This window comes from Baekduia soli (assembly GCF_007970665.1).
In the GTDB taxonomy this organism is placed as follows: domain Bacteria; phylum Actinomycetota; class Thermoleophilia; order Solirubrobacterales; family Solirubrobacteraceae; genus Baekduia; species Baekduia soli.
In genome coordinates this window covers 1,570,261-1,593,017 of sequence record NZ_CP042430.1, presented here as the reverse complement: position 1 = coordinate 1,593,017, position 22,757 = coordinate 1,570,261, and the positions used below count along the sequence as shown (strand labels likewise).

The 22,757-nt window shown below is 75.8% G+C and carries 19 protein-coding genes and 3 pseudogenes; 2 read left to right on the top strand and 20 right to left on the bottom strand.

Translation table 11 applies throughout. The features are described 5' to 3' along the window. Positions 1-200 precede the first annotated feature (200 nt). On the bottom strand, positions 201-1,619 hold the full coding sequence (locus tag FSW04_RS07355; RefSeq protein ID WP_187369326.1) for an SDR family oxidoreductase: 1,419 nt from the start codon (positions 1,617-1,619) through the stop codon (positions 201-203). A 148-nt stretch (positions 1,620-1,767) separates the two neighbouring features. Between FSW04_RS07355 and FSW04_RS07350 the strand changes: the two genes are divergently transcribed. Next, positions 1,768-1,989 (top strand): hypothetical protein, encoded by a 222-nt coding sequence (locus FSW04_RS07350; RefSeq protein WP_146917836.1) that lies wholly within the window; start codon positions 1,768-1,770, stop codon positions 1,987-1,989. A gap of 153 nt (positions 1,990-2,142) precedes the next feature. Beyond that, positions 2,143-2,496, top strand: a complete 354-nt coding sequence (locus FSW04_RS07345) for an STAS domain-containing protein (RefSeq protein ID WP_146917834.1) — start codon at positions 2,143-2,145, stop codon at positions 2,494-2,496. A 24-nt stretch (positions 2,497-2,520) separates the two neighbouring features. Here the strand turns inward: FSW04_RS07345 and FSW04_RS07340 are convergent, their stop codons facing one another. The 19 genes and pseudogenes from FSW04_RS07340 to FSW04_RS07255 all read right to left on the bottom strand — a co-directional run bounded on the left by FSW04_RS07340 (position 2,521) and on the right by FSW04_RS07255 (position 22,749). Beyond that, positions 2,521-3,765, bottom strand: a complete 1,245-nt coding sequence (locus tag FSW04_RS07340) for an MFS transporter (protein ID WP_146923567.1) — start codon at positions 3,763-3,765, stop codon at positions 2,521-2,523. 8 nt (positions 3,766-3,773) lie between these two features. Beyond that, positions 3,774-4,217 carry a MarR family winged helix-turn-helix transcriptional regulator gene (locus tag FSW04_RS07335; protein ID WP_146917832.1) on the bottom strand — a complete coding sequence of 148 codons (444 nt, stop codon included), beginning with the start codon at positions 4,215-4,217 and terminating at the stop codon, positions 3,774-3,776. Between the two features lie 21 nt (positions 4,218-4,238). Next, a complete protein-coding gene (locus FSW04_RS25760) occupies positions 4,239-4,388 on the bottom strand; it encodes a hypothetical protein (protein WP_187369325.1) in 150 nt (49 codons plus the stop codon). A gap of 40 nt (positions 4,389-4,428) precedes the next feature. Then, positions 4,429-4,782: a VOC family protein gene (locus FSW04_RS07330; RefSeq protein WP_146917830.1), complete on the bottom strand. Its 354-nt coding sequence runs from the start codon at positions 4,780-4,782 to the stop codon at positions 4,429-4,431. 60 nt (positions 4,783-4,842) lie between these two features. Further along, positions 4,843-6,111: an HAD-IC family P-type ATPase gene (locus tag FSW04_RS07325; RefSeq protein ID WP_267128324.1), complete on the bottom strand. Its 1,269-nt coding sequence runs from the start codon at positions 6,109-6,111 to the stop codon at positions 4,843-4,845. Positions 6,112-6,341: 230 nt separating this feature from the next. Continuing rightward, positions 6,342-7,565 (bottom strand): annotated as a pseudogene (locus FSW04_RS26900) (HAD-IC family P-type ATPase); the annotation flags it as partial. A gap of 590 nt (positions 7,566-8,155) precedes the next feature. After that, entirely contained in the window at positions 8,156-9,949 is a 1,794-nt protein-coding gene (locus tag FSW04_RS07315) for a hydantoinase B/oxoprolinase family protein (protein ID WP_146917827.1), read from the bottom strand. Between the two features lie 97 nt (positions 9,950-10,046). Further along, positions 10,047-11,986 (bottom strand): annotated as a pseudogene (locus tag FSW04_RS28350) (hydantoinase/oxoprolinase family protein); the annotation flags it as partial. Positions 11,987-12,053: 67 nt separating this feature from the next. Then, the gene (locus FSW04_RS07305; protein ID WP_146917825.1) at positions 12,054-13,721 is read right to left on the bottom strand and encodes an urease subunit alpha; all 1,668 of its coding nucleotides are present in this window, start codon (positions 13,719-13,721) and stop codon (positions 12,054-12,056) included. After that, entirely contained in the window at positions 13,712-13,966 is a 255-nt protein-coding gene (locus tag FSW04_RS07300) for an urease subunit beta (protein WP_146917823.1), read from the bottom strand. The genes FSW04_RS07305 and FSW04_RS07300 overlap by 10 nt, the downstream gene beginning before the upstream one ends. Beyond that, positions 13,963-14,271, bottom strand: coding sequence for an urease subunit gamma (gene ureA, locus FSW04_RS07295; protein WP_146917821.1), 309 nt, complete (start codon positions 14,269-14,271; stop codon positions 13,963-13,965). The genes FSW04_RS07300 and ureA overlap by 4 nt, the downstream gene beginning before the upstream one ends. Further along, complete coding sequence (locus FSW04_RS07290; RefSeq protein WP_146917819.1) at positions 14,271-15,656, bottom strand: dihydroorotase; 1,386 nt, start codon at positions 15,654-15,656, stop codon at positions 14,271-14,273. Before FSW04_RS07290 ends, ureA begins: the two co-directional genes overlap by 1 nt. Next, positions 15,653-16,663 carry a 2-hydroxyacid dehydrogenase gene (locus FSW04_RS07285; RefSeq protein WP_187369324.1) on the bottom strand — a complete coding sequence of 337 codons (1,011 nt, stop codon included), beginning with the start codon at positions 16,661-16,663 and terminating at the stop codon, positions 15,653-15,655. The genes FSW04_RS07290 and FSW04_RS07285 overlap by 4 nt, the downstream gene beginning before the upstream one ends. Positions 16,664-16,793: 130 nt before the next feature. Next, positions 16,794-17,108 carry a PucR family transcriptional regulator gene (locus FSW04_RS07280; RefSeq protein ID WP_187369323.1) on the bottom strand — a complete coding sequence of 105 codons (315 nt, stop codon included), beginning with the start codon at positions 17,106-17,108 and terminating at the stop codon, positions 16,794-16,796. After that, on the bottom strand, positions 17,066-18,346 hold the full coding sequence (locus tag FSW04_RS07275; protein WP_146917815.1) for a PucR family transcriptional regulator ligand-binding domain-containing protein: 1,281 nt from the start codon (positions 18,344-18,346) through the stop codon (positions 17,066-17,068). The genes FSW04_RS07280 and FSW04_RS07275 overlap by 43 nt, the downstream gene beginning before the upstream one ends. Positions 18,347-18,398: 52 nt before the next feature. Then, on the bottom strand, positions 18,399-20,036 hold the full coding sequence (locus tag FSW04_RS07270) for a thiamine pyrophosphate-binding protein (protein ID WP_146917813.1): 1,638 nt from the start codon (positions 20,034-20,036) through the stop codon (positions 18,399-18,401). Between the two features lie 3 nt (positions 20,037-20,039). Beyond that, the gene (locus FSW04_RS26885) at positions 20,040-20,747 is read right to left on the bottom strand and encodes an FAD-linked oxidase C-terminal domain-containing protein (protein ID WP_267128292.1); all 708 of its coding nucleotides are present in this window, start codon (positions 20,745-20,747) and stop codon (positions 20,040-20,042) included. A 194-nt stretch (positions 20,748-20,941) separates the two neighbouring features. Further along, positions 20,942-21,442, bottom strand: a pseudogene (locus FSW04_RS26880) (FAD-binding oxidoreductase); the annotation flags it as partial. Next, positions 21,439-22,749, bottom strand: a complete 1,311-nt coding sequence (locus FSW04_RS07255; RefSeq protein WP_146917806.1) for an aminotransferase family protein — start codon at positions 22,747-22,749, stop codon at positions 21,439-21,441. The pseudogene FSW04_RS26880 and the gene FSW04_RS07255, both read right to left, overlap by 4 nt. Positions 22,750-22,757: the final 8 nt, after the last annotated feature.

Below are 22,757 nucleotides of genomic sequence, written 5' to 3'. Positions count from 1 at the left end.
GGCCCGGCGCGCGGGGAGTCGCGGATGGCCGCCCCGCGAGCCGGATCTAGCGTCCCGGCATGCTCTCTCCCACCGTCACCTGCCTCGGTCCCCGGCCAGCGCCCACCCCGGCCGCGCCCGGCAGACGCCCGGCCCCGGCGGCTGTGCCGAGCGCGTCGTTGCACCACGCCCGGCCCGGCCGGCGACCGGGTGAACCCCGGTCACCAGGCCGCGGGCTCGTAGTCCTTCAGGAACACGCCGTGGAGGTCCTCGCCGGCCTCGCCCCGGACGATCGGGTCGTAGACGCGCGCGGCGCCGTCGATGAGGTCCAGCGGCGCGTGGAAGCCCTCCCCGGCCAGCCGCATCCTCGTCGGATGCGGGCGCTCGTCGGTGATCCAGCCCGTGTCCACGCTGGTCATCAGGATGCCGTCGGAGAGCAGCTCGCTCGCGCTCGTGCGCGTCAGCATGTTCAGCGCGGCCTTGGCCATGTTGGTGTGCGGATGGCCGGGGCCCTTGTACCCGCGGCCGAACTGGCCCTCCATCGCCGAGACGTTGACGACGTAGGTGCGGCGCGCCGGGGACGCGGCCAGCGCCGGTCGCAGCCGGCTGACGAGGATGAAGGGCGCGGTCTGGTTGCAGAGCTGGACCTCGAGCAGCTCGACGGGGTCGACCTCGCCCAGCACCTGGCTCCAGCTGTTGTGCGGGTCCAGGTCGGGTGCGAGGCCGCCCGCATCGATCGCGGTGCCCGCGGCGACCCGTGCGGGCGACGCGGAACCCGACGTGAGGGCCAGCGCGGCGAGGGCCTGGGGCGTCGGCGCCCAGTGGCCGCCGGGCTGCTGGGTCCCGTCGGCCGGCCCGCGGCGCCCGAGGGTCACCAGCTCGGGCAGCGGGCCGCCGGGCAGGGGCGCCTGCGCGGCCGCGACGAGGTGGGCGTAGGCCTCCGGCGAGCGGCGCACGGTCTGCGCGGCGTTGTTGATGAGGATGTCCAGCGGCCCCCGCGCGGCGACGTCGTCGGCCAGCGCGATGACCTGGCCGGGGTCGCGCAGGTCCAGGCCGACGATGCGCAGGCGGTGCAGCCACTCGCCGCTGTCGTCCATCGCGGCGAAGCGCCGGACCGCGTCGTCGGGGAAGCGCGTCGTGATCGTCGTGTGCGCACCGTCGCGCAGCAGCCGCAGCGCGATGTACATCCCGATCTTGGCCCGGCCGCCGGTGAGCAGGGCGCGGCGTCCGGTGAGGTCGGTCCGCGCCGTGCGGCGCTCGTGGTTGCGGGCCGCGCAGGGGGGACAGAGCTGGTGGTGGAACGCGTCGACGTCGACGTAGCGCTGCTTGCAGACGTAGCAGGAGCGCGCGCGCCGCAGCGTGCCCGCGCGCTCGCCCGCCACCCGCGAGGTCAGGGCCAGTCCCTGGGTCTCGTCGTCGATCCGGTCGGGCGCGCCGGTGGCCGTCGCCGCGGTGACCGCGTCGTCGTGCGCACGGATCGCCGAGCGCCGCTGCGCGCGGCGCTGCTCCTTGACGGCCTTGAACAGCCGGGCCACGGCACGGCGGACGGCCACCGCATCGGGGTGGTCGTCGGGAAGCGGCTCGACCTCGGCGATCACGCGGAGCGCGTCGGCGAGGCGGTCGGGGTCGATGCGGTCCATGGTCGTCAGGGAGCGTAGGGCGGCCGGGGCGGCCGGGTTCGCGCCAGGGCCGCTCTGTAGTTCGCCGCGCCGCCCCGGCGCCGGACCCGGACGCGACCGGCGGCGCGCTGCCGATGGCCCCGGCCTGCCGCGGTGCGACCGTGCGCCCATGACCAGCCAGCTCCTCGAGACCATGCGCGAGCTGCACAGCCGCACGGTGGACGGCATCCACGTCCGGCTGCTGTGGCGTCCCGATCCGGACCTGCTCGCGGTCGCCGTCACGGACGCCCGGTCCGGTGCGTCGTTCGCGCTCGACGTGCGCGACGGCGAGCGCGCGATGGACGTCTTCCGTCATCCGTTCGCCTACCACGCGTGGCGCTGCACGACCTGACGGGCGACGGGACGTGGAAGGCCGCGTGACCCCCACACGATCCGGCCGGAGGCCCACCGGCCCTGACCACCGGCCACGTGGACGCCGCGCGGCACGCGCGTACGCCATGCTTCAGGGGCCGCCCGACCCGACCTCCCTGGAGCCACTTCCCCCATGACCTCCGAGCCGTCCGCGCCCGATTTCGCCATCTCCACGCACAGCGACGACACCGCGCACGTCGTACGCGTCGAGGGCGAGCTGGACCTCAACACGCGCGACCAGCTCGTGGCGGTGCTCGACGGCCTGTCCCGGCCGCCGCAGATCGTCGTCCTGGACGGCTCGGCCATGTCCTTCGTGGACTCCACCGGCCTGCGGGTGCTGCTCTCCGAGCACCAGCGGGCTCGCGCCGAGGGCTACGAGTTCGTGATCGCCGGCGCCACGCCGCCGGTGCGTGAGACCCTGCGCCTTACGGCGCTGGACCTCACGCTCCCGCTTGCGCCCGACGTCGAGTCGGTCACGCGCGGCTGACCGGCCGGGCCCGCGCGGCGGCGCTCAGTGCGCCATCGCCGCGGGCGCGTGCCCGCTCGCGGCGCGGCCCAGCCGGCGCACGGTGAGCGCGCCCAGCGCGGCGACGACCAGGCACGTCACCGCGCCGAGGCCGAGCCCGGCGCGCGCGCCAGCGGCCGCCATGACCCACCCGACGAGCGGCCCGCCGATCGGGGTCGAGCCCTGGAAGGCGACGAACCACAGCGACATCACGCGGCCGCGCATGCTCGGCTCGGCGTTGAGCTGCATCGTCGCGTTGCCCGTCGACATGAAGGTGATGCTCGCGCCGCCCACGAAGGCCATCGCGACGAGCTCGAGCGCGAGGCCGGGCGCCAGCGTGGCGCCCAGCATCGCGACGCCGAGCGCGGTCGCCGCGGCCACGAGCCGCCGTAGGCCGATCTCGCCGCGCGCCGCCACCAGCAGGCCGCCCGCCACCGCGCCCACGCCCATCGCCGCCGTCATGAAGCCGAAGCCGGCGGCGTCGCTGTGCAGCGCGTCCTTGGCCATCACCGGCAGCGACACCTGGAACTCGTAGGCCAGCATCCCGGCCAGCGACATCATGAGCAGCGGCACGCCCAGCTGCGGCGTGCGCGCCACGTAGCGCAGTCCCTCGCGCAGCTGCCCGGGCGTCCGCGGGGCCGGCGGGCTGGGCGCCAGCGCCGTACGGTCCAGGCGCCGCAGCGACGTGACGACCGCGACGAAGCTCGCGGCGTTGACCAGGAAGCACACGCCGTCGCCGACCGTCGCGATGAGGATGCCCGCCACGGCCGGGCCGACCGACCGCGCCACGTTGACGAACACGGAGTTCAGGCTGACGGCATTGCGCAGGTGCTCCGGCCCGACCATCTCCAACATGAACGACTGGCGGGCGGGGTTCTCGAAGGCGTTGTTGAGGCCCAGCAGCGCGGCGAGCAGCCCGATCTCCCAGACGCGCACGACGCCCGTCACGGTCAGCAGGCCGAGCACGAGCGCCTGCACGCCCATCGCGGCCTGCAGGATCGTCATGAGGCGCAGCTTGTCGACGCGGTCGGCGATGACGCCGCCGTAGGGCCCGAGGAGCAGGACGGGCAGGGTCTGCAGCGCGACGACGACGCCGAGCGCGGTGCTCGAGTGCGTCAGCGTCAGCACGAGCCACGACTGCGCCGTCATCTGCATCCACGTCCCGACGAGCGAGACGGCCTGGCCGCTCATGTAGCGGCGGTAGTTGGGCACCGACAGCGCGGCGAAGGTCACCCGGCCCGCGTGGGCCATGCGGTCCGTCACGCGCGCCGGTCCCTGAGCAGCTCGACGAGCTCCTCGAGCACGGGCAGCGCCTCCTCCAGCGTCCGCCGGTCCTCGTCGGAGAGGCGCGCGAGCTGGACGGCGAGGACGTCGTTGCGCTCGCGGTGGATCTTCTGGCGCAGCCGGCGCCCGGCGGCGGTCGCCTCGACGAGCGCCGCACGCCGGTCCAGCGGGTCGGCGACGCGGCGCAGCAGGCCGTCCTGGGCGAGCGAGCCGACGACGCGCGAGAGCATCGTCGGGTTCAGCGCCTCGGCCTCGGCCAGTTCGGAGAGCCGCAGCGGGCCGTCGCGCACCACGCTGAACAGGACGGAGATGCTCGTCGGGGTCAGCCCGGTCCCCGCGACGGTGGGTCGCAGGCGGCGGGACAGCTTGCCGATGACGAGCCGCAGCCGGGCGGCGGGCTCGATGGTGGTGTCGACCATGACGTTGGACCCCGGGGAGGATTACGTGCTTGCTGGCAAGCATTTTAGCGCGCGAGCGAGGTCCAGGCCGGCCATGTCGGCCGACCGGCCGAGCTCGAGCACCGCCCCCGCCCGTGCGGCCTCGGGCATGAGGAACACGCCGAACTGCAGCTCGTGCCCGTCGTCGGCCATGGCCGCGGGTCGCTATCAGCCCGCGGCCATGGCGTCGCGATCAGGCCGGCGGGGCGTAGAGCTGCAGGTCGTTGCCGTCGGGGTCCTTGAACGGCACGATCCGGCCCCAGGCGTGCTCGGAGATCTCGCCCGCGAACGCGACGCCCTGGCCCTTGAGGCGCTCGACCTCGTCCTCGAGCTCGCCGTCGGTGCCGAAGGCGATCAGCGCGCCGCCGTCCCCCGCGGGCGACTCGGACGGCTTGGCGTTGAGGCCGATCGTCGTGCCGTCGGACTCGACCTCGCTCCAGTCACCGTCGTGCTTGGTGACCTTCAGGCCCAGCGTCTCGCCGTAGAAGTCCAGCGCGCGGTCCATGTCGCTGACGGGCAGCCAGACTGCGGAGACACCCTTGATCATCTGCTCCTCCTCGTTTCGCCGTGAACCTTCTCCCCTGGCGCTTCCCGCTCCCCGCCGCGTTCACGCCGGGGTTCCGCGCGGTTGGCGCGTGCGCCGCCGGCGCCGGGCCCGGCGCAGCTCGTCACTGCCCCACACGAGCACGGGGAAGGCCACGAGCAGCCCGAGCTCGGCCGGGCCGAGCGCCGCGGTCCCGAACAGGTGCTGCAGCGGGGGGAGGTAGACCAGCGCCGCCGCGAAGGCCAGCTCGAACGCGATGCCGCCGAGCAGCAGCGGGTTGGACCACACGCCGATCGTGCGCAGCGAGGCGTGGTCGGTGCGCGACGCGAACGCCGTTCCGACCTGGCAGGCGGTGATGCCCGCGAACGACATCGTCGTCGCCACGAGGTAGCTGTGGTGCAGCGGCGTGCCGGCGCCCGTCGCATCGCCCGGCGACCAGCCCGCGCGCAGCAGCACGAAGAAGAAGCCACCGGCCACCAGCGCGGCCTCCAGGAGGCCGAGCCACAGCCACGCACGCACGAGCATCGTCCTGGTCATGATCGTGGCGGTCCGCGGGCGCGGCGGCTCCTCCATGAGCCCGGGCTCGGCGGGCTCGCGGCCCAGCGCGAGCGCCGGCAGCGTCTCCGTCCCGAGGTCGATGGCCAGGATCTGCAGCGCCGTCAGCGGCAGGGGGATGCTCCCGCCCGACAGCGCGTAGATGAGGAAGGGCACCATCTCGGGGGTGGCGTGGGCGAAGATGTAGGTGACGAACTTGCGGATGTTGGCGTAGACCGTGCGGCCCTCCTTGACGGCGGCCACGATCGAGGCGAAGTCGTCGTCCTGGAGGACCATGGCCGCGGCCTCGCGGGCCACGTCGGTGCCCGAGGCGCCCATGGCGACGCCGATGTCGGCCCGTCGCAGCGCGGGCGCGTCGTTGACCCCGTCGCCCGTCATGGCCACCGTGTGGCCATCGGTGCGCAGCGCGTCGACGATCCGCAGCTTGGCCTCCGGCGAGCTGCGCGCGACGATCAGCCGCGGCGAGGCGCGCAGCATCGCGTCCAGCGCGTCCTCGCCCAGCGCGTCGACCTGCGGCCCGGTCACGACCTGCGCGTCGGCCTCGATGATGCCCGCCTCCCGGGCCACGGCGGCGGCGGTCAGGCCGTCGTCGCCGGTGATGACGATGATGCGGATGCCCGCCCGGTGGCAGTCGGCCACGGCGGCGGGCACGTGCTCACGCAGCGGGTCGCGCATCGCGACGAGCCCGGCGAAGCACAGGCCGGCCTCTGCGGCGTCGCGGTCGTCGGCGTGGTGCTGCGCGACGTCGGGGGCGGGCCGGTCGGCGACGCCGAGCACGCGCAGGCCGTCGGCGGCGTAGCGCTCGAACGCCTCGCGCACGCCGGCGGCCCCCTCGGCGTCCAGCGGGCGCCGCGACCCGTCGGCGTGCCGCAGGGCGGTGCAGCGCGCCAGCAGCTCCAGCGGGGCGCCCTTGCGTGGATCCAGGGCTCGGACCCGGGCTCGACGTCCAGCGTCGCCATGCGCTTGAGCCGCGCGTCGAAGGCGAACAGGCGCCGCCGCCACGTCTCGCGCCCCGCCTGCAGCGCCGGCACGTCGACGCCCAACGCGGCCGCGGCCAGCAGCAGCGCGCTCTCGCTCGGATCGCCGCTGCGCGCCCAGCCGCCGCCCGGCACCGCGGTCAGCGTCGCGTTGTTGCACAGCACCGCGCTGCGCAGCAGGTCGGCGACCGCGCCCGTCGCCGCCGGCGTGCCCGCGCCGATCGCCACGGTCCGCCCGCCCTGCCACAGGGACGTCGCCGTCATGCGCCCCTGGGTCAGCGTGCCCGTCTTGTCGGTGCAGATGACGTCGGTGGAGCCCAGGGTCTCGACCGCCGTGAGCTTCTTGACCAGCGCGTGGCGCCGGGCCATCCGGCGCACGCCGACGGCCAGCGCGAGCGTGATCGTCGGCAGCAGCCCCTCGGGCACGTTGGCGACGAGCAGCCCGATCGCGAACACCCCCGCGTCGGAGAGGCTGAGCCCGGCCACGACGTGCCCGACGGCGAAGAACGTGATGCCCAGGCCGACCGCCACGCCCGCGATGAGCTGGGCGGCGCGGTTGACCTGGCGCTGCAGCGGCGAGGACTCCTCGGCCACGGCCTGCGACAGCGCCGCGATGCGCCCGAGCTGGGTGTGCATCGCGGTGGCCACCACGACGGCGTGGGCGTCGCCGCCCGTGCACAGCGTGCCGGCGAACACGCGGTCGGGCGCGGCCAGCGGCGAATCGGGCACCGGGCCGTCGGCGTCGCCGTCGGCGCTGCGGGTGACGGGGCGGGACTCGCCCGTCAGCGGCGACATGTCGACCTCGACGGCGCCGGCGGTGAGCCGGGCGTCGGCCGAGAGGCGGTCGCCCTCGGCGAGCAGCAGCAGGTCGCCGGGCACCAGCCCGGTGGCCTCGATCTCGACCAGGGCGCCGCCGCGACGTACGCGCGCCCGGGGCGGCAGCAGCTCGCGCAGGGCCTCCGTGGCGTGCTGGGCCTGGCGCTCCTGCGCGAACGCGAACGCGGCGTTGAGCACGATGACGACCACGATCGCGACGGCCAGGGCGAGCACCCCGGTCGCCAGCGAGAGCGCCGCGGCGGCCCACAGCAGCAGCGCGAGCGGATGGGTGAACTGCCCGAGCAGGCTGCGCCACCAGCGCGGTCCCGACTCGCGCCGGATCTCGTTGGGGCCGTACTGCAGCAGGCGCCGGGCGGCCTCGCGCGCGTCGAGGCCGCCGGGCGGGGTCGCGGTGGGGCCGGGGGCGGGCGCAGGCATGTGGTCGGGCACCGACCGTACGCACCGCCGGCCGTCGCGCCCTCCGGACGGACTACGGAACCCCCGGCGTGGTCGTCCGCGACGCTGTCGCGCGGAGCCGCGGGGCAAACGCGGAGATCCTCGACCTCCGGCCAGATTCCGGCCGGGGTCCTCGATTCCGTCTCGGCCGGTGGCCCGTGTACGAGGGCGGCGGCCAGGTCGTGCATGACCCGTCGGGCAAGGGGACAACGGCACGCTGGGCTCGACGCCCGGCGTCGACGCCAACGACCCCTCGTGGATCCGCACCTGGTGGCTCGGGACCGCTGCACTTCGACGGCAACGACTTCCCGGTGGGCGACAGCCGGCCGATCGACGACAACCGGTCGACGACCGGCGACGCGTCGCTGGGCGGGGTCCTCGGCACGTGCGACCTGTGCTGCACGGGCGACATCGACGACGTGGCGATCTTCGACCAGGCGCTGCCCGTCGACGGGGACCGGTCCGCGATCTCCGCGCCGGCTGGGCTGCGGACGAGACCGTGCGGATCACCGGGTCGTAGATCTGCTTGTACATCTCCCGGCCTCCCCGGTCCGACGGCGGTCCTCCACCGGTCAGGCCGGGCGCCGGAACACCTCGGCCGGCAGCGCGGGCGGCCCGAAGTCGAACGCCGCCAGGGGCGGGCGTCCCTCGCGCAGCTGCGCCCGGCGGGCCTCCGTGGCCGGGCCGTCGACCTCGCCGTCGGCGCCGAGCACGACGCCGTACTCGGCCTCGGCCGCGGCCACCGACACCACCAGGTCGCTGACGTCCTGGCGCACGCGCTCGGCGGGCCGCTCCAGCGGATCGCCCCAGCCGCCGGCCCCCGCCGTGCGGAACACGAAGCGGTCGCCCGCGCGCACGGCGAGCGCGTCGAACTTGGACGGCAGCGGCACCTCGGTGCCGTCGGCGCGGACGAGGTGCTTGGACCCCCGCCCGCCCGCCCGGCCGCCCGCCACGCCCCACGGGCTCGTCAGCGTCCGGTCGTCGTTGACGGAGAAGACGCCGTCGGAGAGGAACTCGTACTCCTTGTCGACGCCCGCGCCGCCGCGATGCAGGCCCGGGCCGCCCCCGTCGAGCACCGGCGCGTAGCGCCGCACCCGGATCGGGTGGTGGCTCTCGGCGTACTCGACCGGCGTCGTGCGGAACAGCGGCCACCACGAGTGCCCGTCCAGGCCGTCGCCGCGCGCCCGGGCCGGCAGCCCGCCGAAGAGCAGCTCGACGAACTGGAAGTACTCCCCCTCGGCGTCCTCGCCCGAGAACACGAAGTACGGGCTCGCGCCGTAGCCGGCCGCCATCGCGAGGTCCGGCGCCCGCTGGCCCAGCGCCCCGCTCATGCAGTCGAAGAAGCGCACGTGCACGTTGAGGCGGTTGGAGACCGGCGCGGGGAAGCGCGGGTTCAGCACGGTGCCCTCGGGCAGCGTGACGTCGAAGACCTCGTAGACCCCGTCGTTGAACAGGATCTCGGGGTCGAAGGCCATGATGAGGTAGATCCCGAAGAAGAGCTTGCACAGCCCCTCGTTGATGCGGAAGTTGATCGGGCCGGGGGCCTGGGCGGCTGTGCCGGTCCAGTCCACGTGGCACACGTCGCCCTCGCGCCACAGCGTCAGCACGATGTCGAAGGGCCCGTTGCCGCGGCCGTCGTCGTCCACCTGGTCGGTGAAGGTGACCTTCTCCTCCGGGATGTAGCGCCGGATGAGCTGGGCCATCGCGTCGCGCGTACGGACCAGCAGCGCGTCGCACGCGGCCTCGAAGGCGCCGACGCCGAAGCGGTCGCACAGCTCCTGCACGCGCGTCTCGGCGGTGCGGCAGCCGGCGATGAGCGCCATGAGGTCGCTCTCGTTCATCTCGGGCGCGCGGCAGTTGTTGAGGATCACGTCGAGCGCCGTGCGGTTGAGCCTCCCGCCCTCGACGATCTTGACCGGCGGGATCCGGATGCCCTCCTCCCAGATCGAGTCGGCGTCGTTGACCTGGCTGCCCGGGACCTTGCCCCCGACGTCCATCATGTGCCCGAACATCGACGAGAACGCGACGTGGTGGCCCTCGTGGAAGATCGGCAGGACCAGGCACCAGTCGTTGAGGTGCGTGATCGAGCCCTGGCTCAGGTAGGGGTCGTTGAACAGGATGACGTCGCCGGGGGCGAGGTCGCCGCCGAGGTGCTCGACGACGCCCGGGATGTAGGACCCGAACTGGCCGACGACCATCTGACCCCGCCGGTTGCAGATCATGGGGAACTCGTCGTGCTGCTCGCGGATCATGGGCGACATCGCGGCGCGCCGGACGACCTCGTCCATCTCGAAGCGCACGTTGAGCAGCGCGTTCTCGATGAGGTCCAGGGTGCGGCGGTCGATCGTGGTGGCCGGCTCGGTCATGCGTGGGCCTCCGGGGTGATGAGCAGGTTGCCGTGGGGTCGACGGTCGCGGCGTGGCCCGCGAGGACGAGGGTCGTGGCGTCGTACTGCTCGACGATGGCGGGGCCGGGGACGACCATGCCCGGGCGCAGGCGCGCCCGGTCGTAGGTGGGAGCCGCGACATAGGCCCCCTCGTGCCAGAGCGGGTGCTCGCCCGCCCGGGCGTCGGACGGGTCGGCTGGGCCCGACGGCTCGGCGCGGTGGTCGACGGTCGGCACGCGGCCGATCCCCACCGCGCGCAGCGTCACGATCTCGGCGCCCTCCGGGCGGCTGAAGCCGTACAGGCGGTCGTGGGCCGTCGTGAAGTCCTCGACGATCCTGGCCAGGTCGCCGGGGTCGCCGATCGGCACCGTCAGCTCATAGCCCTGGCCCGCGTAGCGCATGTCGGCCGAGAAGGCGACCTCGCGGCGCGCGGGGTCGACCTGCTCGCGCTCGAGGAAGTCGCCCGCCTTGACCTCCAGCGCGCGCAGGCGCTCGGTCAGCTCGGAGGCCTGCAGCCCGGCCAGCGGGCGGATGAACGTCTGGCTGTGCTCGCTGCGGATGTCGGAGACGACGAAGCCCAGCGCCGACAGGACGCCGGGCTCGGTGGGCACGATGACGGGGAAGCAGCCGAGCATCGCGGCCAGCGCGTTGGCGTGCAGCCCGCCCGCTCCGCCGAAGGGCACGAGGGCGAAGCGCTCGGGCGACAGGCCGCGCTGGACGGTGACCAGGCGCAGCGCGCCGAGCATGTTCTCGTTGACGAGGTCGACGATCCCCTCGGCCGCCTCGGCCACCCCGACGCCGAGGCGGTCGGCGACGCGCGCGACCGCTGTGTGGGCGGCGTCGGCGTCGAGCTGCATCGCGCCCCCGAGCAGGCGCGGCGGGAGCCGGCCGAGCACGACGTTGGCGTCGGTCACCGTCGCCTCGGTCCCGCCGGCGCCGTAGCAGGCCGGCCCGGGCACCGAGCCCGCGCTGCGCGGCCCGACGCGCAGGCCCCCGGTCATCTCTGAGATGGAGGCGATCGAGCCGCCGCCGGCGCCGATCGTCTCGACCTCGACGGACGGCGCGCGCATCGGGTAGGGCCCCACCTTGGTCTCGCGCGTGATCGTCGGGGTGCCGTCCAGGCAGACCGCCACGTCGGTCGACGTCCCGCCCATGTCGACGGTGAGGATCGCGTCGTGCCCGGCGCGCACCGCGACGTGCGCGGCGCCGTTGACGCCGCCGGCGGGCCCGGAGAGCATCGTGTGCACGGGCGTCTCGCGCGCGGCGTCCAGGCTCATGAGCCCGCCGTCGGAGCGCACGACCTGCAGCTCGGCCCCCGTGTCGAGCTCGGCCATCCGGCGCTGCAGGCCGCCGAGGTAGCGGGCCATCTCGGGCGCGACGAACGCGTTCATCGTCGTCGTGACCGCGCGCTCGTACTCGCGGAACTCGGCGAGGACCGCGCACGACAGCGACACCGGAACGTCCGGGGCGACCTCGGCCACGACGCGGCCGACCTCGCGCTCGTGGCGGTCGGAGGCGTAGGAGTTCAGCAGGCAGACCGTGATCGCCTCGGCGCCCTCGGCCACCAGGTGCTCGACGGCGCGCCGCGTCGCCTCGAGGTCCAGCGGCTCGACCTCGGCCCCGGCCGCGTCCAGGCGCCCGGGACCTCGGCCACGAGGCGGACCTCGACCAGCGGCGGCGGGCGGTCGTAGACCATGAAGCCGAACAGCGGGCCGGGGGTCCAGGCCTCGGCGAGGTGGAAGAGGTGGCGGAAGCCCGTCGTGACGACGACGCCGACGCGAGCACCGCGGCCCTCGAGGACCGCGTTGGTGGCGGCCGTGGTCCCGTGCAGCAGCGCGGTGATGTCGCGGGGGGCGATGCCGGCCTGCTCGCACACGAGCGCCACCCCGCGCGCCACGCCCTCGGACTGGTCGGCGGGCGTCGACGGCGTCTTGACGAGCTGCACGCGCCCGTCGGCGTCCTGGATGAGGACGTCGGTGAACGTGCCGCCGACGTCGATGCCGAGGCGGTGGCTCATCGCCGGCCCTCGGGCCGGCTCGCGGGATGGGTCATGGCGGTCTCCTCGGGGATCGGACAGGCGGACACTAGGACAAGAAGTAGGCCCGCTGCATCGGCAGCTCGGCGGCCGGCGCGGGGTCGGCGGCGACGCCGTCGACGCGGACCTCGCGGCGCACAGGGTCGACCTCGACGGCGGGCGTCGCGGCGTTGTGCACCATGTCGGCCTTGCCGATGGTGCGCGTGCCGGTCACGACGGCCACCGGCCCGGCGCGGCGGGCGCGCACGCGGGCCTCGCCGGCGGCGCTGGTGAAGACGGTGCCCAGCTGCTCGGGCGCGCGGCCCAGGCCGCCCCACAGCGGGCCCTGCACGATGGGCTCGGCGATGCGCGTCGAGCCCGAGCCCGAGCCGCGCTGGCCCCAGGCCGGGAAGCCGCCCTTGATGACCAGGTGGGGCTTGACGCCGAAGAACGCCGGGCGCCACAGCACGACGTCGGCCAGGCGGCCGGGCTGCAGCGAGCCGACGTCGCCCGCGATGCCGTGGGCGATCGCCGGGTTGATCGTCAGCTTGGCCAGGTAGCGCAGCACGCGGGCGTTGGCGTCGCCCTCCTCGCCCGTGGCGCGGCGCATGACGTGGGCGGTCTGCCAGGCGCGCAGGCCGACCTCGCCGATGCGGCCCATGCCCATGGAGTCCGAGCTCATGATGCTGATCGCCCCGAGGTCGTGCAGGACCGACTCGGCGGCGATCGTCCACGCGCGGATGCGCGCCCGCGCGGCGCGCGCGTCGTTGGGCAGCGCCGGGTGCAGCCGGTGGACGGTGCGGATCATCTCCTCGTGCTCGTCGCAGACGTTGACGCCGAAGGGCACCGTCGGCGTCGTGGAGGACGGCAGCACGTTGGGGTGCGAGACGACCTCGAGCAGGTTGACGGGCCCGCCCCCGCAGCCCTCCACGTGGTAGGCATGGATCGCGCGGCCGGCGATCGCCGCCAGCGTCTCCTCCAGCGTCGCGGTCTCCCCCAGGCCGTCGGCGTGCAGCGCGACCTGGACGTCGTGGCGGTCGGCGACGCGCAGCACGGCGTCGACGACGTCGGGGTAGGCGCCGACGTCCTCGTGGATCTTGAAGCCGCCGCCCCCCATCTCCAGCAGCGCGTCGAGGAAGCCCTCCTCCGTGGTGCTGCCGCGCACGAGCGGCAGGAGGTTGAGCGGCACCGCGGCCCACGCGTCGAGCAGCCGGTCGAAGTTGCCGGTCGGGTTGATGCCGAGGTCGAAGGCCCCCGAGTAGCTCATGGCCGCCACGGTGGTGATGCCGCCCGCCAGCGCCGTGGGCACGAGCTGGGGGCCGATGAGGTGCACGTGCGTGTCGATCGTGCCGGGGGTCGCGATGAGGCCCTCGGCCGCGTAGATGCCCGTCGCGGCGCTGATCGGAACGGTCACCCCGGGGTCGCGGTCGGGGTCGCCGGCGCGGCCGACCGCGGCGATCCGCCCGTCGCGGATGCCCAGGCACGTCTTGCGGATCCCGAGAACGGGGTCCATGAGCACCACGTTGGTGACCACGCCGTCCATGGCCTCCTCCAGCGCCATGCGCCCGCTGGAGAGCTGCCCGTCGCGGATCGTCTTGCCGAAGCCGACGACGGGCTCGTGGCCCGGCGCCGTGTCGTCGGCCTCCACGGTCACCACGAGGTCGGTGTCGGCCAGCCGCACGCGGTCCCCGGTGCTCGGGCCGTACAGCGCGGCGTACTCGGCCCGGCTCAGCTCCACGTGACCTCGACCTCCACGGTCTCCCCGGCGCCGACCCGGGTGCTGGCGCCGGCGGGCAGCAGCGGCCGCGCCCCGGCCACCGCGTCGCGGTCGAACTCCAGCGCCGCGCTGGCGCGCTCGAGCCGGACGTGCGACGTGAGGTAGGCGTCGAAGCGCCCCGCGTTGCGGATCGCGATGGTCGCGGTGCGCCCCCGCGCGGCCCGCGGCGCGGGCGCGTCGGCGGGCAGGATCTCCCCCGGCCTCACGGCGCCACCAGGTCCTCGAGCGCGACGAGGCGGCTGCCGTCGCCGAACGTGGCCTCGACCTGCAGGGGCCCGTGGAGCAGCTCGGCGACGCCGGGGAACAGCTGGTCGGCCCGGACGATGCCGCGCACGGACGCCCGGACCTCGGCGTAGCTGCGCCCGGCGCGGGCCGCCTCCAGCGCGATGTCGCACGCCAGCGCGACGCAGTCGGGGTGGCTCAGCGGGACGCCCTCGCGCAGGCGACGGCGCGCCAGCTCGGCGGCCGTGAACAGCTGGAGGCGCTCGAGCTCGCGCGGCGACAGCTGCATCAGGACGGCGTCGGCACGGCCGCCGTGGAGGGCTCGGGTCGCAGGTGGACGCCGTCGCCCGGCGTGCCGAGGACCTCGCCGTCGCGGACGATGACGCGGCCGCGCAGGACGGTGTGCAGCGGCAGCACCCGCAGCGTGCGGCCGTGGAACGGCGACCACTTCTCCTGCTGGTGGTATTCGAGCTCGGCGGCGTCCAGGACCTTGGAGCCGTCGGGGTCGACGACGACGAGGTCGGCGTCGGAGCCGATGCGGATCGCGCCCTTGCGCGGGTACAGGCCGAACAGCTTGGCCGGCGTCGCGCTCATGAGCTCGGCCACCCGGCCGAACGTCAGGCCGTGGGTGTGGATCGCGTCGGTGGCGAACACGGGCAGCACGATCTCCACCGCGTTGCCCGCGCCCGGGAGCTGGTCCCAGACGTCGGCGCCCGCGACGTTGGGCAGCGGCGCGTGGTCGGTGCCGATCGCGTGGACGTCGCCGGACTTCACGAGCTCCCACAGGCGCGCGACCTGGTCGGCCTCGCGCGTGGGCGGGTTCCACTTCAACCGCCCGTCCTTGCGGGCATCGTCCTTGGTCGAGCACAGGTAGTGGTGGCAGGTCTCCGACCACACGTCGGCGCCCTGGCGGCGCATCGCGGCGACCATCTCCACCGTCTGCGGCGAGCTGGCGTGGGCGATGACCACGCGGGCGCCGGTGACCTTCGCCAGCAGCGCGACGGTGTGCGCGGCGGCGACCTCGGCGAACCACGGGCGCGCGTCGTCCCAGGCGGCCATGTCGGTGCGGCCCTCGCCCTGCAGGCGGGCCGTCTCGAAGTCGACGATGCCCGCGTTCTCGCAGTGCACGGTCGTCGTGAGGCCCAGCGCGGCCGCGCGGCGCAGCGCGTCCAGGAGCTGGCCGTCGTCGACGCCGGGGTACATGCCGGGGGGCGCGACGCCGCCGGTGAACAGCTTGAAGCAGCCCGCGCCGGCGGCGGCCATCGCGGTCATCTCGTCGGGGTCCTCGGGCAGGTAGCCGCCGAACGTCGCGTAGTCGACATGGCAGGCGTGTTCGATGGCGGCGAGCTTGTCCTCCAGCGCGGCGGCGGTCACCGTCGTCGGCTGGTCGAGCGGCATGTCGACGACCGTGGTCACGCCGCCCTTGGCCGCGGCGCGCGTGGCGTTCTCGTAGGTCTCCCACGGGTAGCCGCGGAAGACGTGGAAGTGCTCGTCGACGACGCCGGGCAGGACGATGCGGCCCGTGGCGTCGAGCTGCTCGTCGGCGTCGATGGGCTGGTCGGTCAGGGTCGCGATCCGCCCGTCGACGACGCCGATGTCGACGCGGGTGGGCTCCCCGCCGTCCAGCACGACGTCGCCACCGGTGATCGCCAGGTCGTAGCGCTGCGGGGTCATGCGGGTGCTCCTTGGGTCGGGGTGCCGGCGATGGTGTCGATCGGCCGGCCGGAGAGGAAGGCCAGGACGCGGTCGACGAGGCCGTCGAACTGCCGCCGCAGGGTCTCCTCGGTGTGCCAGGAGATGTGCGGGGTGATGAGAAGGTTGGGTACGTCGGCGAGGGCGTGCAGGCGCTGCGCCGCGACGGGCTCGCCCTCGAGCACGTCGAGGCAGGCGCCGGCGAGGTGGCCGCTGCGCAGCAGCGCGCACAGGGCGTCGAGGTCCAGGACCTCTCCGCGCGACGTGTTGACGACGTGCGCACCGCGGGGCAGCCGCCCCAGCTCCCCGGCGCCGAGCAGGCCGCGGGTCTGCGGCGTCAGCGGCACGTTGACCGACAGCGCCGAGGACCGCTCCAGCAGCTCGGGCAGCGCGACCTCGGCGACGCCCGGCAGGCCGCGCGGCGTGCGGGTGAACGCCAGCACCTCCATGCCGATCGCGCGCCCCAGCTGCGCGACGTGGGCGCCGATGTGGCCCAGGCCCAGGACGCCGAGCGTCGACCCGCCGAGCTCGCGGCCCCGGAAGCCCGTGAACTCCCAGGCCCCCGCGCGGGTGCTCGCGGCGGCCTCGGGCAGGGCACGCCGCAGCGCCAGCAGCGCGCCGAGCGTGAACTCCGCGACGGCCTCCGTCGGTGCGTCGGGCACCGTCGCCACGGCGATGCCGCGCGCGGCGGCCGCCTCGGCGTCGATGTGCGAGTGGCCCGCGGTGCGGGTGATGATGAGCCGCAGGTCGGGCAGCGCGGCGATGACCTCGGCGTCGACGGCCGTGTAGGTGTAGAGCGTGACGAGCACGGCGGCGCCCGCCGCGCGCCGCACGATCTCCGCGCCGCCGGCCGCGCCGTCGGCGGTGCTCGTGGGCACGGCGTCCTGCAGGCGGCGCAGGCGCTCCACGTCCCCCGGACCGCAGTCGACGACCGCGACACGCGCCGCGGGGGCCGCCTCGGTCCCGCTCGCGGGTGTCGTCGGGGTCATGCGGGTCGCTCCTTCGGGGATCGCGCAGGCCGGTGCAGCGCCATTCTCGGCGGCGCCCGGTGCGCCCGGAACTGGAGATCGGACGAACATCGACCCCGCCCCGCGCGCATCGGACAACGCGGCGATCCTCTCATGCGGCCGGCCCGCCGCGCAGGACGCCGACGGCGGCGTGCAGGAGGCCGATCGTCCCGGGATCCTGCAGCGAGCACCCGAGGCGCTCCTCGATGCGCGCCAGGCGGTAGCGCAGCGAGTTGGGGTGGATGCTCAGAGCGCGGGCCGCGCGCACGGCGTTGAGGTTGTGGGCCAGGTAGGCCGACAGGCTCTCGAGCAGCACCCCGTCGTCGGCGAGCGGCGCCAGCAGGGCCGCGGCCTTGGCCTGCACCCCGGCGGGGTCGGCGGTCGTCAGCGCCCACGCGACGAGGTCGAGGTCCTCGAACCAGCGCACGGGCGCGCCGCCGGGTCCCGCGCGGCGGGCCAGGTCGGCCGCGGCCCGGGCGTCGCGCACCGACGCGCGCGCGGCGGCCACGGCGGCCACGGGCCGGCCCACGCCGATCGCGGGGCGATCGGACCGCCCGCGCCGGCCAGCTCGGCCAGCCGGGCGGCCAGGGCCTCCGTCTCGCCCTCGACGAGCCCGACGACGGTCCCCTCGCGCACGGCGAGCACCGCGCGCAGGCCGGGCGCGGGCTCCAGCGCCGCCTCGAGCTCGGTCAGCAGGCGCTCCGCCGCGCCGGGAGCGGCCGCCGGGGCGGGGACGAGGACCACGCCGCGCAGCGGGGTGGCGCCGAGGCCGAGCCCGAGGCCGGCGGCCCGGTGGGCCCAGATCGTCTCCTCGGCCTCGCCGAGCGCCAGGAGGTCGTCGACGAACGCGGCCTGCGCCGCGCGCTCGAGGTCGCGCGTGAGGTGCTGCAGCCCGGCCAGGCCGGCCAGCACGATGCCCGCGGTCTCCACGAGCGGCCGCGTGAAGCGGTCCGACGCCGCCGTGCGGCGCCCCGCCACCACGAGCCAGCCCTGTACGCGCCCGCCGTGGCGCACCGGCACGACGGCGGGGACGACGCCGCCGACCTCGGGGACCGGCGCGTCTCGCTCGGCGGCCTGCACGCACGCCCACAGCCCCTCGGGCGCGAGCGGCCCGGTGGCGTGCTCGGCGCGGCCGTCGCGCGAGAAGAGCACGGCGGTGCCGTCCAGCAACGAGCCGACGCGCCCCACGACGGTCTCGGCGGCCTCGGGATGCTGCAGCGCGTCGAGCAGGAACTCGCGCATCGAGGTCAGCCGGCGCATCGTGTGCAGGTCGGTGCTCAGCAGCGAGCGGTTGACGAACGCGATGATCTCGCGGAACGGCGTGCGCAGCGGGATCTCGAAGACGGGGAAGCCGCGCTCCTGCGCGGCGTCGACGAGCGCCTCGGGCACGGTCTCGAAGTCGATGCCCACGCCGAAGCCCAGCGCGGCCAGGCCGCCGTCGGCCAGCTCGCCCACGAGCGCGCGCTGCAGGTCGGGGCGGTCGACGAGGCGCACGCCGGTGATGAGCAGCGCCCAGTCCTTCTGCATCCAGGGGACGGGGTGCAGCGCCTCCGTGCCGTGGGCGCCCATGACGACGGTCGCCAGCGCCGCGTCGGTCTCCGGGGTCCGCAGGCGCAGGTCCAGCGACTCCTGGGCGAGCAGATCTCGGAGGGTGAGGCGATCCATGCGGGAGGGCGGTCAGTCTACGCGCGGCGCGCTCCGCGCCCGGCCGCGGCGCTCAGCCGCGCAGCGGCCAGCGCGGCGACGTGGTGCGCGGCGGCGTCATCGCGCCGGCGACCTCGACGAGGCAGGGGCCCGTGACGTCCAGGCCCTGAGCCAGCGCGCCGGCCAGGCCGGCCTCGCCCAGCCCGATCCGGTGGGCCGGCAGCCCGAAGCCGCGGGCGACGGCGGGCAGGTCGGGCGGGCGCAGGTCGACGGCGAACGTGCGGCCGAACGCGCGCTCCTGGTCGTAGCGCAGCATGCCGTAGCCGCCGTCGCTGGAGACGACGACGGTGACGTCCAGGCCCTCCTGGGCCAGCGTCGCCAGCTCGCCCACCGCGAACAGCACGCCGCCGTCGCCGCAGACCACCACCACGCGCCCGCCTCCGGCGCAGGCCGCGCCGATCGCGGCGGGCAGCGCGAAGCCCAGGGTCCCCCAGCCCATCGGGTACAGGATGCGCCGCGTCGGGGCCAGCGGCAGGTAGGCCGCCGTCCAGTAGGCGGCGATCGCCATGTCGCAGACCACGACCGCCTCGCGGTCGCCCAGCGCGGCGTCCAGGGCACCGACGAACGCCAGGCCCGGCGCCGCGTCGTCCTCGCCGGCCAGCGCGGCGGCGGCCTGCGCGTCGGCGTGCGCCACGGCGCCCGGGCCCCAGCCCTCGCGGTCGGTCTCGGCCACGAGCGCCAGCAGGCCGCCGACGACCTGCCCGGCATCGCCGAGCACCGCCACCTCGGCGGGGTAGGGCACCTGCAGGCGCAACGGGTCGACGTCGATGCGCAGCACGCCGGCCAGCGGCAGCCGGAACTCCTGGGTCATCATCCCGTCGAGGTCGCTGCCCAGGACGAGGACCGCGTCGGCCTGCGCGCACAGCGCGGTGACCGCCGGCTCGTGCGGCGGGTGGCCGGGCACGAGCGGGTCCCCGCCGCCCGCCCAGGCGCGCTTGGCCGAGTGCGTCAGCACGACGGGCGCGCCCAGGCGGCGCGCCAGCGCGAGGATCGGGCCGGCCTGCCCGGCCGCGCCCGAGCCGACCCAGACCAGCGGGCGCCGCGCCGCCTCCAGTCGCGCGGCCAGCGCGCGCAGCTCGGGCCGGCCGGGCGCGGGCGGGCGGGCGGGCGGGCCACCGGCGTGGGGCTCGGGCGCGGGCTCGCCGAGCACGTCGGTGGGGATCTCGACGTAGGCCGGCGCGGCCGGTGCCGCGGCCGCGGCACCCAGCGCCTCGTCGACGGCGCCCGCCACGGCGCCGGACTCGGCGACGTGGCGGGTCAGCTTGGTCACGGGCGCGAACAGCGCCTCCTGCTCGGGGTGCTCGTGCAGCACGCCGCGCGAGGGGCCCGCGCCGAGGTGGCGGCGGGCGACGGTCGTCGTGAGGTGCAGCATCGGCGAGCGCGACGCCTGCGCCTCCCCCATGGCCGCGACCGCGTTGGCCGCCCCCGGTCCCGAGGTCGTCAGGCACACCCCCGGGCGGCCCGTGAGCCGGCCGTGGGCGTCGGCGGCATAGGCGGCCGACGCCTCGTGGCGGACGACCACGACGCGGATCGGCGAGCGGTCCAGCGCCTCGAAGAGCGCGAGGTTGTGCACGCCAGGGATGCCGTGCACGGTCTGCACCCCGTGGGCGAGGAGCACCTGCACGATGCGGTCGGCGACGGTCGGCGCCACGGGTCAGCCCTTCTTGCCCGGGTTGAACAGGCCCTTGGGGTCCAGCGCGTCCTTGATCGCCCGGTGCACCCGCAGCCCGGCGGGCCCGAGCGCGAGCCCGAGCTCGTCGCGCTTGACGTGGCCGATGCCGTGCTCGCCGGAGATCGAGCCGCCCAGCGCGACGGCCTCGGCGTGCAGCTCCCCGCCGGCGAGGCGGGCCCGCCCGTGCGCGTCGTCGCTGCCCGGGTGCAGCAGGAAGCTCACGTGCAGGTTGCCGTCCCCGGCGTGACCCCACGTGCAGACGGGCAGGCCGTGGCGTCCGCCGATCGCCTCGGCGGCGGCCAGCAGCCCGGCGATGCGGTCGACGGGCACGACGACGTCCTCGCTGAGCTTGGCCCCCAGGACGCCCGTCACCGCCCAGGACACGCCGTCGCGCCAGCGGGCCAGCGCCTCGAGCTCGGCCGCGCCCGTGGCCGCGTAGGGGTCCATCGCCGCGGGCGCGACCGCCTCGCGCACCTCGCCGACCAGGCGCTGCACCTCGGCGGGCGCTCCGTCGAGCTCGACCACGACGAGGAACCCGGCGCCGTCGGGCAGCGCGGCGGGCACGGGGAACGCCGCCCGGGCGGCCCGGAGGGCGCCCCCGTCGACGAGCTCGATCGCCGCCGCCTGCACGCCGGCGGCGAACAGGGCGGCGATGGCCTCGCAGCCCGCGGCGGCGTCGGCGCACGGCACGGCGACCAGGGCGCGGGTCTCGGGGCCGGCAGCAGCGAGAGCCACACCGCGGTGATGACGCCCAGCGTGCCCTCCGAGCCGCAGAACAGCCCGACGAGGTCGTAGCCCGTGACGTCCTTGCGCAGCGGGCCGCCGGCCTGCAGGACCTCGCCGGGCGCGACGACGACCTCCAGCCCGGTGACCCAGCGGCGCGTGACGCCGTACTTGAACGCCCTCGGGCCGCCGGCGTTCGTGGCGACGTTGCCGCCGATGAGCGACTGCTCGGCCGCGCCGGGGTTGGGCGGGAAGAAGAGGCCGCTCTCGCGGGCGCGGCGCGCGACGGTGCCCGTGCGGACCCCCGCCTCGGCGTGCATCCGCCAGGCGCCGGGGTCCAGCGCGCGCACGGCGTCCATCCGCTCCAGGGACACGACGACGCCGCCGTGGACCGGGACCGCGCCGCCGGCGAAGCCCGTCCCGCCGCCGCGCGGGACCATCGCGACGTCGTGCTCGTGGCAGTAGGCCACGACACGTCGGACCTCCTCGGTGCTGCCCGGGCGCACGACGGCGTCGGCGACGCCGTGCAGCCCGAGCGTCGCGCCCGTGGCGTCCTCGCCGTAGGGCGCCGGGCTGCCGGCCAGCACGTGGCCGGCGCCGACGATGCGCCCGAGGTCGGCGGTTAGGCCGGGCCGGGCCCGGGTGCGGGTGCGGGTGCTCATGGCCGTCCCGCGGCCGCGGCCCCCGGGGCCGCCGCCGGCAGCGTGGCCAGGCCGGTGTCCAGCGCCTCGCGCAGCAGGCCGACGTGCTCGGCGGTGGCGGTCAGCGGCGGGCAGACGGCGACGGTCGCCGGACCGGTGGCCCGCGTGATGACGCCGGCCGCCCGCACGGCGGCGACCAGCCGCGGGCCCGGGGCGGGCTCCTCGGGGGTCACGGCGAGGTCCAGCGCCGCCATGGCGCCGGTGCCGCTGCGGACCTCGGTGACCGCCGGGTGGCCGGCCAGCGGCGCCAGGGCGCCGGCCAGCAGACCCTCGAGCTCGGCCCCGCGCGCGAGCAGGCCCTCGCGCTCGATGACGTCGAGGTTGGCCAGCGCCGCCGCGCAGCAGGCCGGGTGCCCGGCGAACGTGAAGCCGTGGCGCACCATGGTCCCGGGCTCCTCCCAGAACGGGCGCGCCACGCGCTCGCCGACCAGCACGCCGCCGAGCGGCAGGTAGCCGCTCGTGACGCCCTTGGCGAAGATGATGAGGTCGGGGACGATCCCCCAGCGCTCGATCCCGAACCACGTCCCGAGCCGCCCGAAGCCGCAGATGACCTCGTCGCTGACGTACAGCACGCCGTGCTGCGCGCAGATCTCGGCGACACGCTCGAGGTAGCCCGGCGCGGGCGGCCGCACGCCCCCGGCGCCGATGACCGGCTCGCAGAAGAAGGCCGCGACGGCGCCGGCGCCCAGGCGGGCGATCTCGGCCTCCAGCGCCTCGGGGTCGGCGTGGTCGATCTGCGAGGTGCCCGACAGCAGCGGGCCCCAGCCCTCGCGGTTGGCCGGGATGCCCGACAGGCTGGTCCCGGCGCCACCGACGCCGTGATAGGCGTGCTCGCGGGTGATGATGTGGGTGCGCCCGGGCTCGCCGACCTGCGTCCAGTAGCGGCGCACGAGCTTGACGGCGGAGTCGATGGCCTCGCTGCCCCCCGCGCCCAGCAGGACGCGCGTGCCCGGCATGGGCGAGAGGTCGGCGAGGCGGTCGGCGAGGTCGAGCGCCGGGCGGTTGGCGTAGTCGAAGAAGATCGTGAACGCCTCGAGCGTGCGCATCTGCGCGGCGACGGCATCGGCGATCTCGGCGCGGCCGTGGCCGATGTTGGCGTACCAGAGGCTGCCGAACGCGTCGAGGTAGCGCCGCCCCTCCTCGTCCCAGACCCAGACGTCCTCGCCGCGCGCGATGACGAGCTCGGCGCCGCGGACGGCGGCCATGTCGGCGAACGGGTGCCAGAGGCGCGTGTCGCGCCCGGCGGGGGCCTCGGCGGAGGTGCTCATCGCACGAG

Coding starts and splice junctions, on each gene's coding strand:
- FSW04_RS07335 (WP_146917832.1), bottom strand. CDS start 4,217: ATGGTCGACACCACCATCGAGCCCGCCGCCCGGCTGCGGCTCGTCATC.
- FSW04_RS07275 (WP_146917815.1), bottom strand. CDS start 18,346: ATGGATCGCCTCACCCTCCGAGATCTGCTCGCCCAGGAGTCGCTGGAC.
- FSW04_RS07345 (WP_146917834.1), top strand. CDS start 2,143: ATGACCTCCGAGCCGTCCGCGCCCGATTTCGCCATCTCCACGCACAGC.
- FSW04_RS07285 (WP_187369324.1), bottom strand. CDS start 16,663: ATGACCCCGACGACACCCGCGAGCGGGACCGAGGCGGCCCCCGCGGCG.
- FSW04_RS07290 (WP_146917819.1), bottom strand. CDS start 15,656: ATGACCCCGCAGCGCTACGACCTGGCGATCACCGGTGGCGACGTCGTG.
- FSW04_RS07255 (WP_146917806.1), bottom strand. CDS start 22,749: ATGAGCACCTCCGCCGAGGCCCCCGCCGGGCGCGACACGCGCCTCTGG.
- FSW04_RS07315 (WP_146917827.1), bottom strand. CDS start 9,949: ATGACCGAGCCGGCCACCACGATCGACCGCCGCACCCTGGACCTCATC.
- FSW04_RS07350 (WP_146917836.1), top strand. CDS start 1,768: ATGACCAGCCAGCTCCTCGAGACCATGCGCGAGCTGCACAGCCGCACG.
- FSW04_RS07330 (WP_146917830.1), bottom strand. CDS start 4,782: ATGATCAAGGGTGTCTCCGCAGTCTGGCTGCCCGTCAGCGACATGGAC.
- FSW04_RS07340 (WP_146923567.1), bottom strand. CDS start 3,765: ATGGCCCACGCGGGCCGGGTGACCTTCGCCGCGCTGTCGGTGCCCAAC.
- FSW04_RS25760 (WP_187369325.1), bottom strand. CDS start 4,388: ATGGCCGACGACGGGCACGAGCTGCAGTTCGGCGTGTTCCTCATGCCC.
- ureA (WP_146917821.1), bottom strand. CDS start 14,271: ATGCAGCTGTCGCCGCGCGAGCTCGAGCGCCTCCAGCTGTTCACGGCC.
- FSW04_RS07355 (WP_187369326.1), bottom strand. CDS start 1,619: ATGGACCGCATCGACCCCGACCGCCTCGCCGACGCGCTCCGCGTGATC.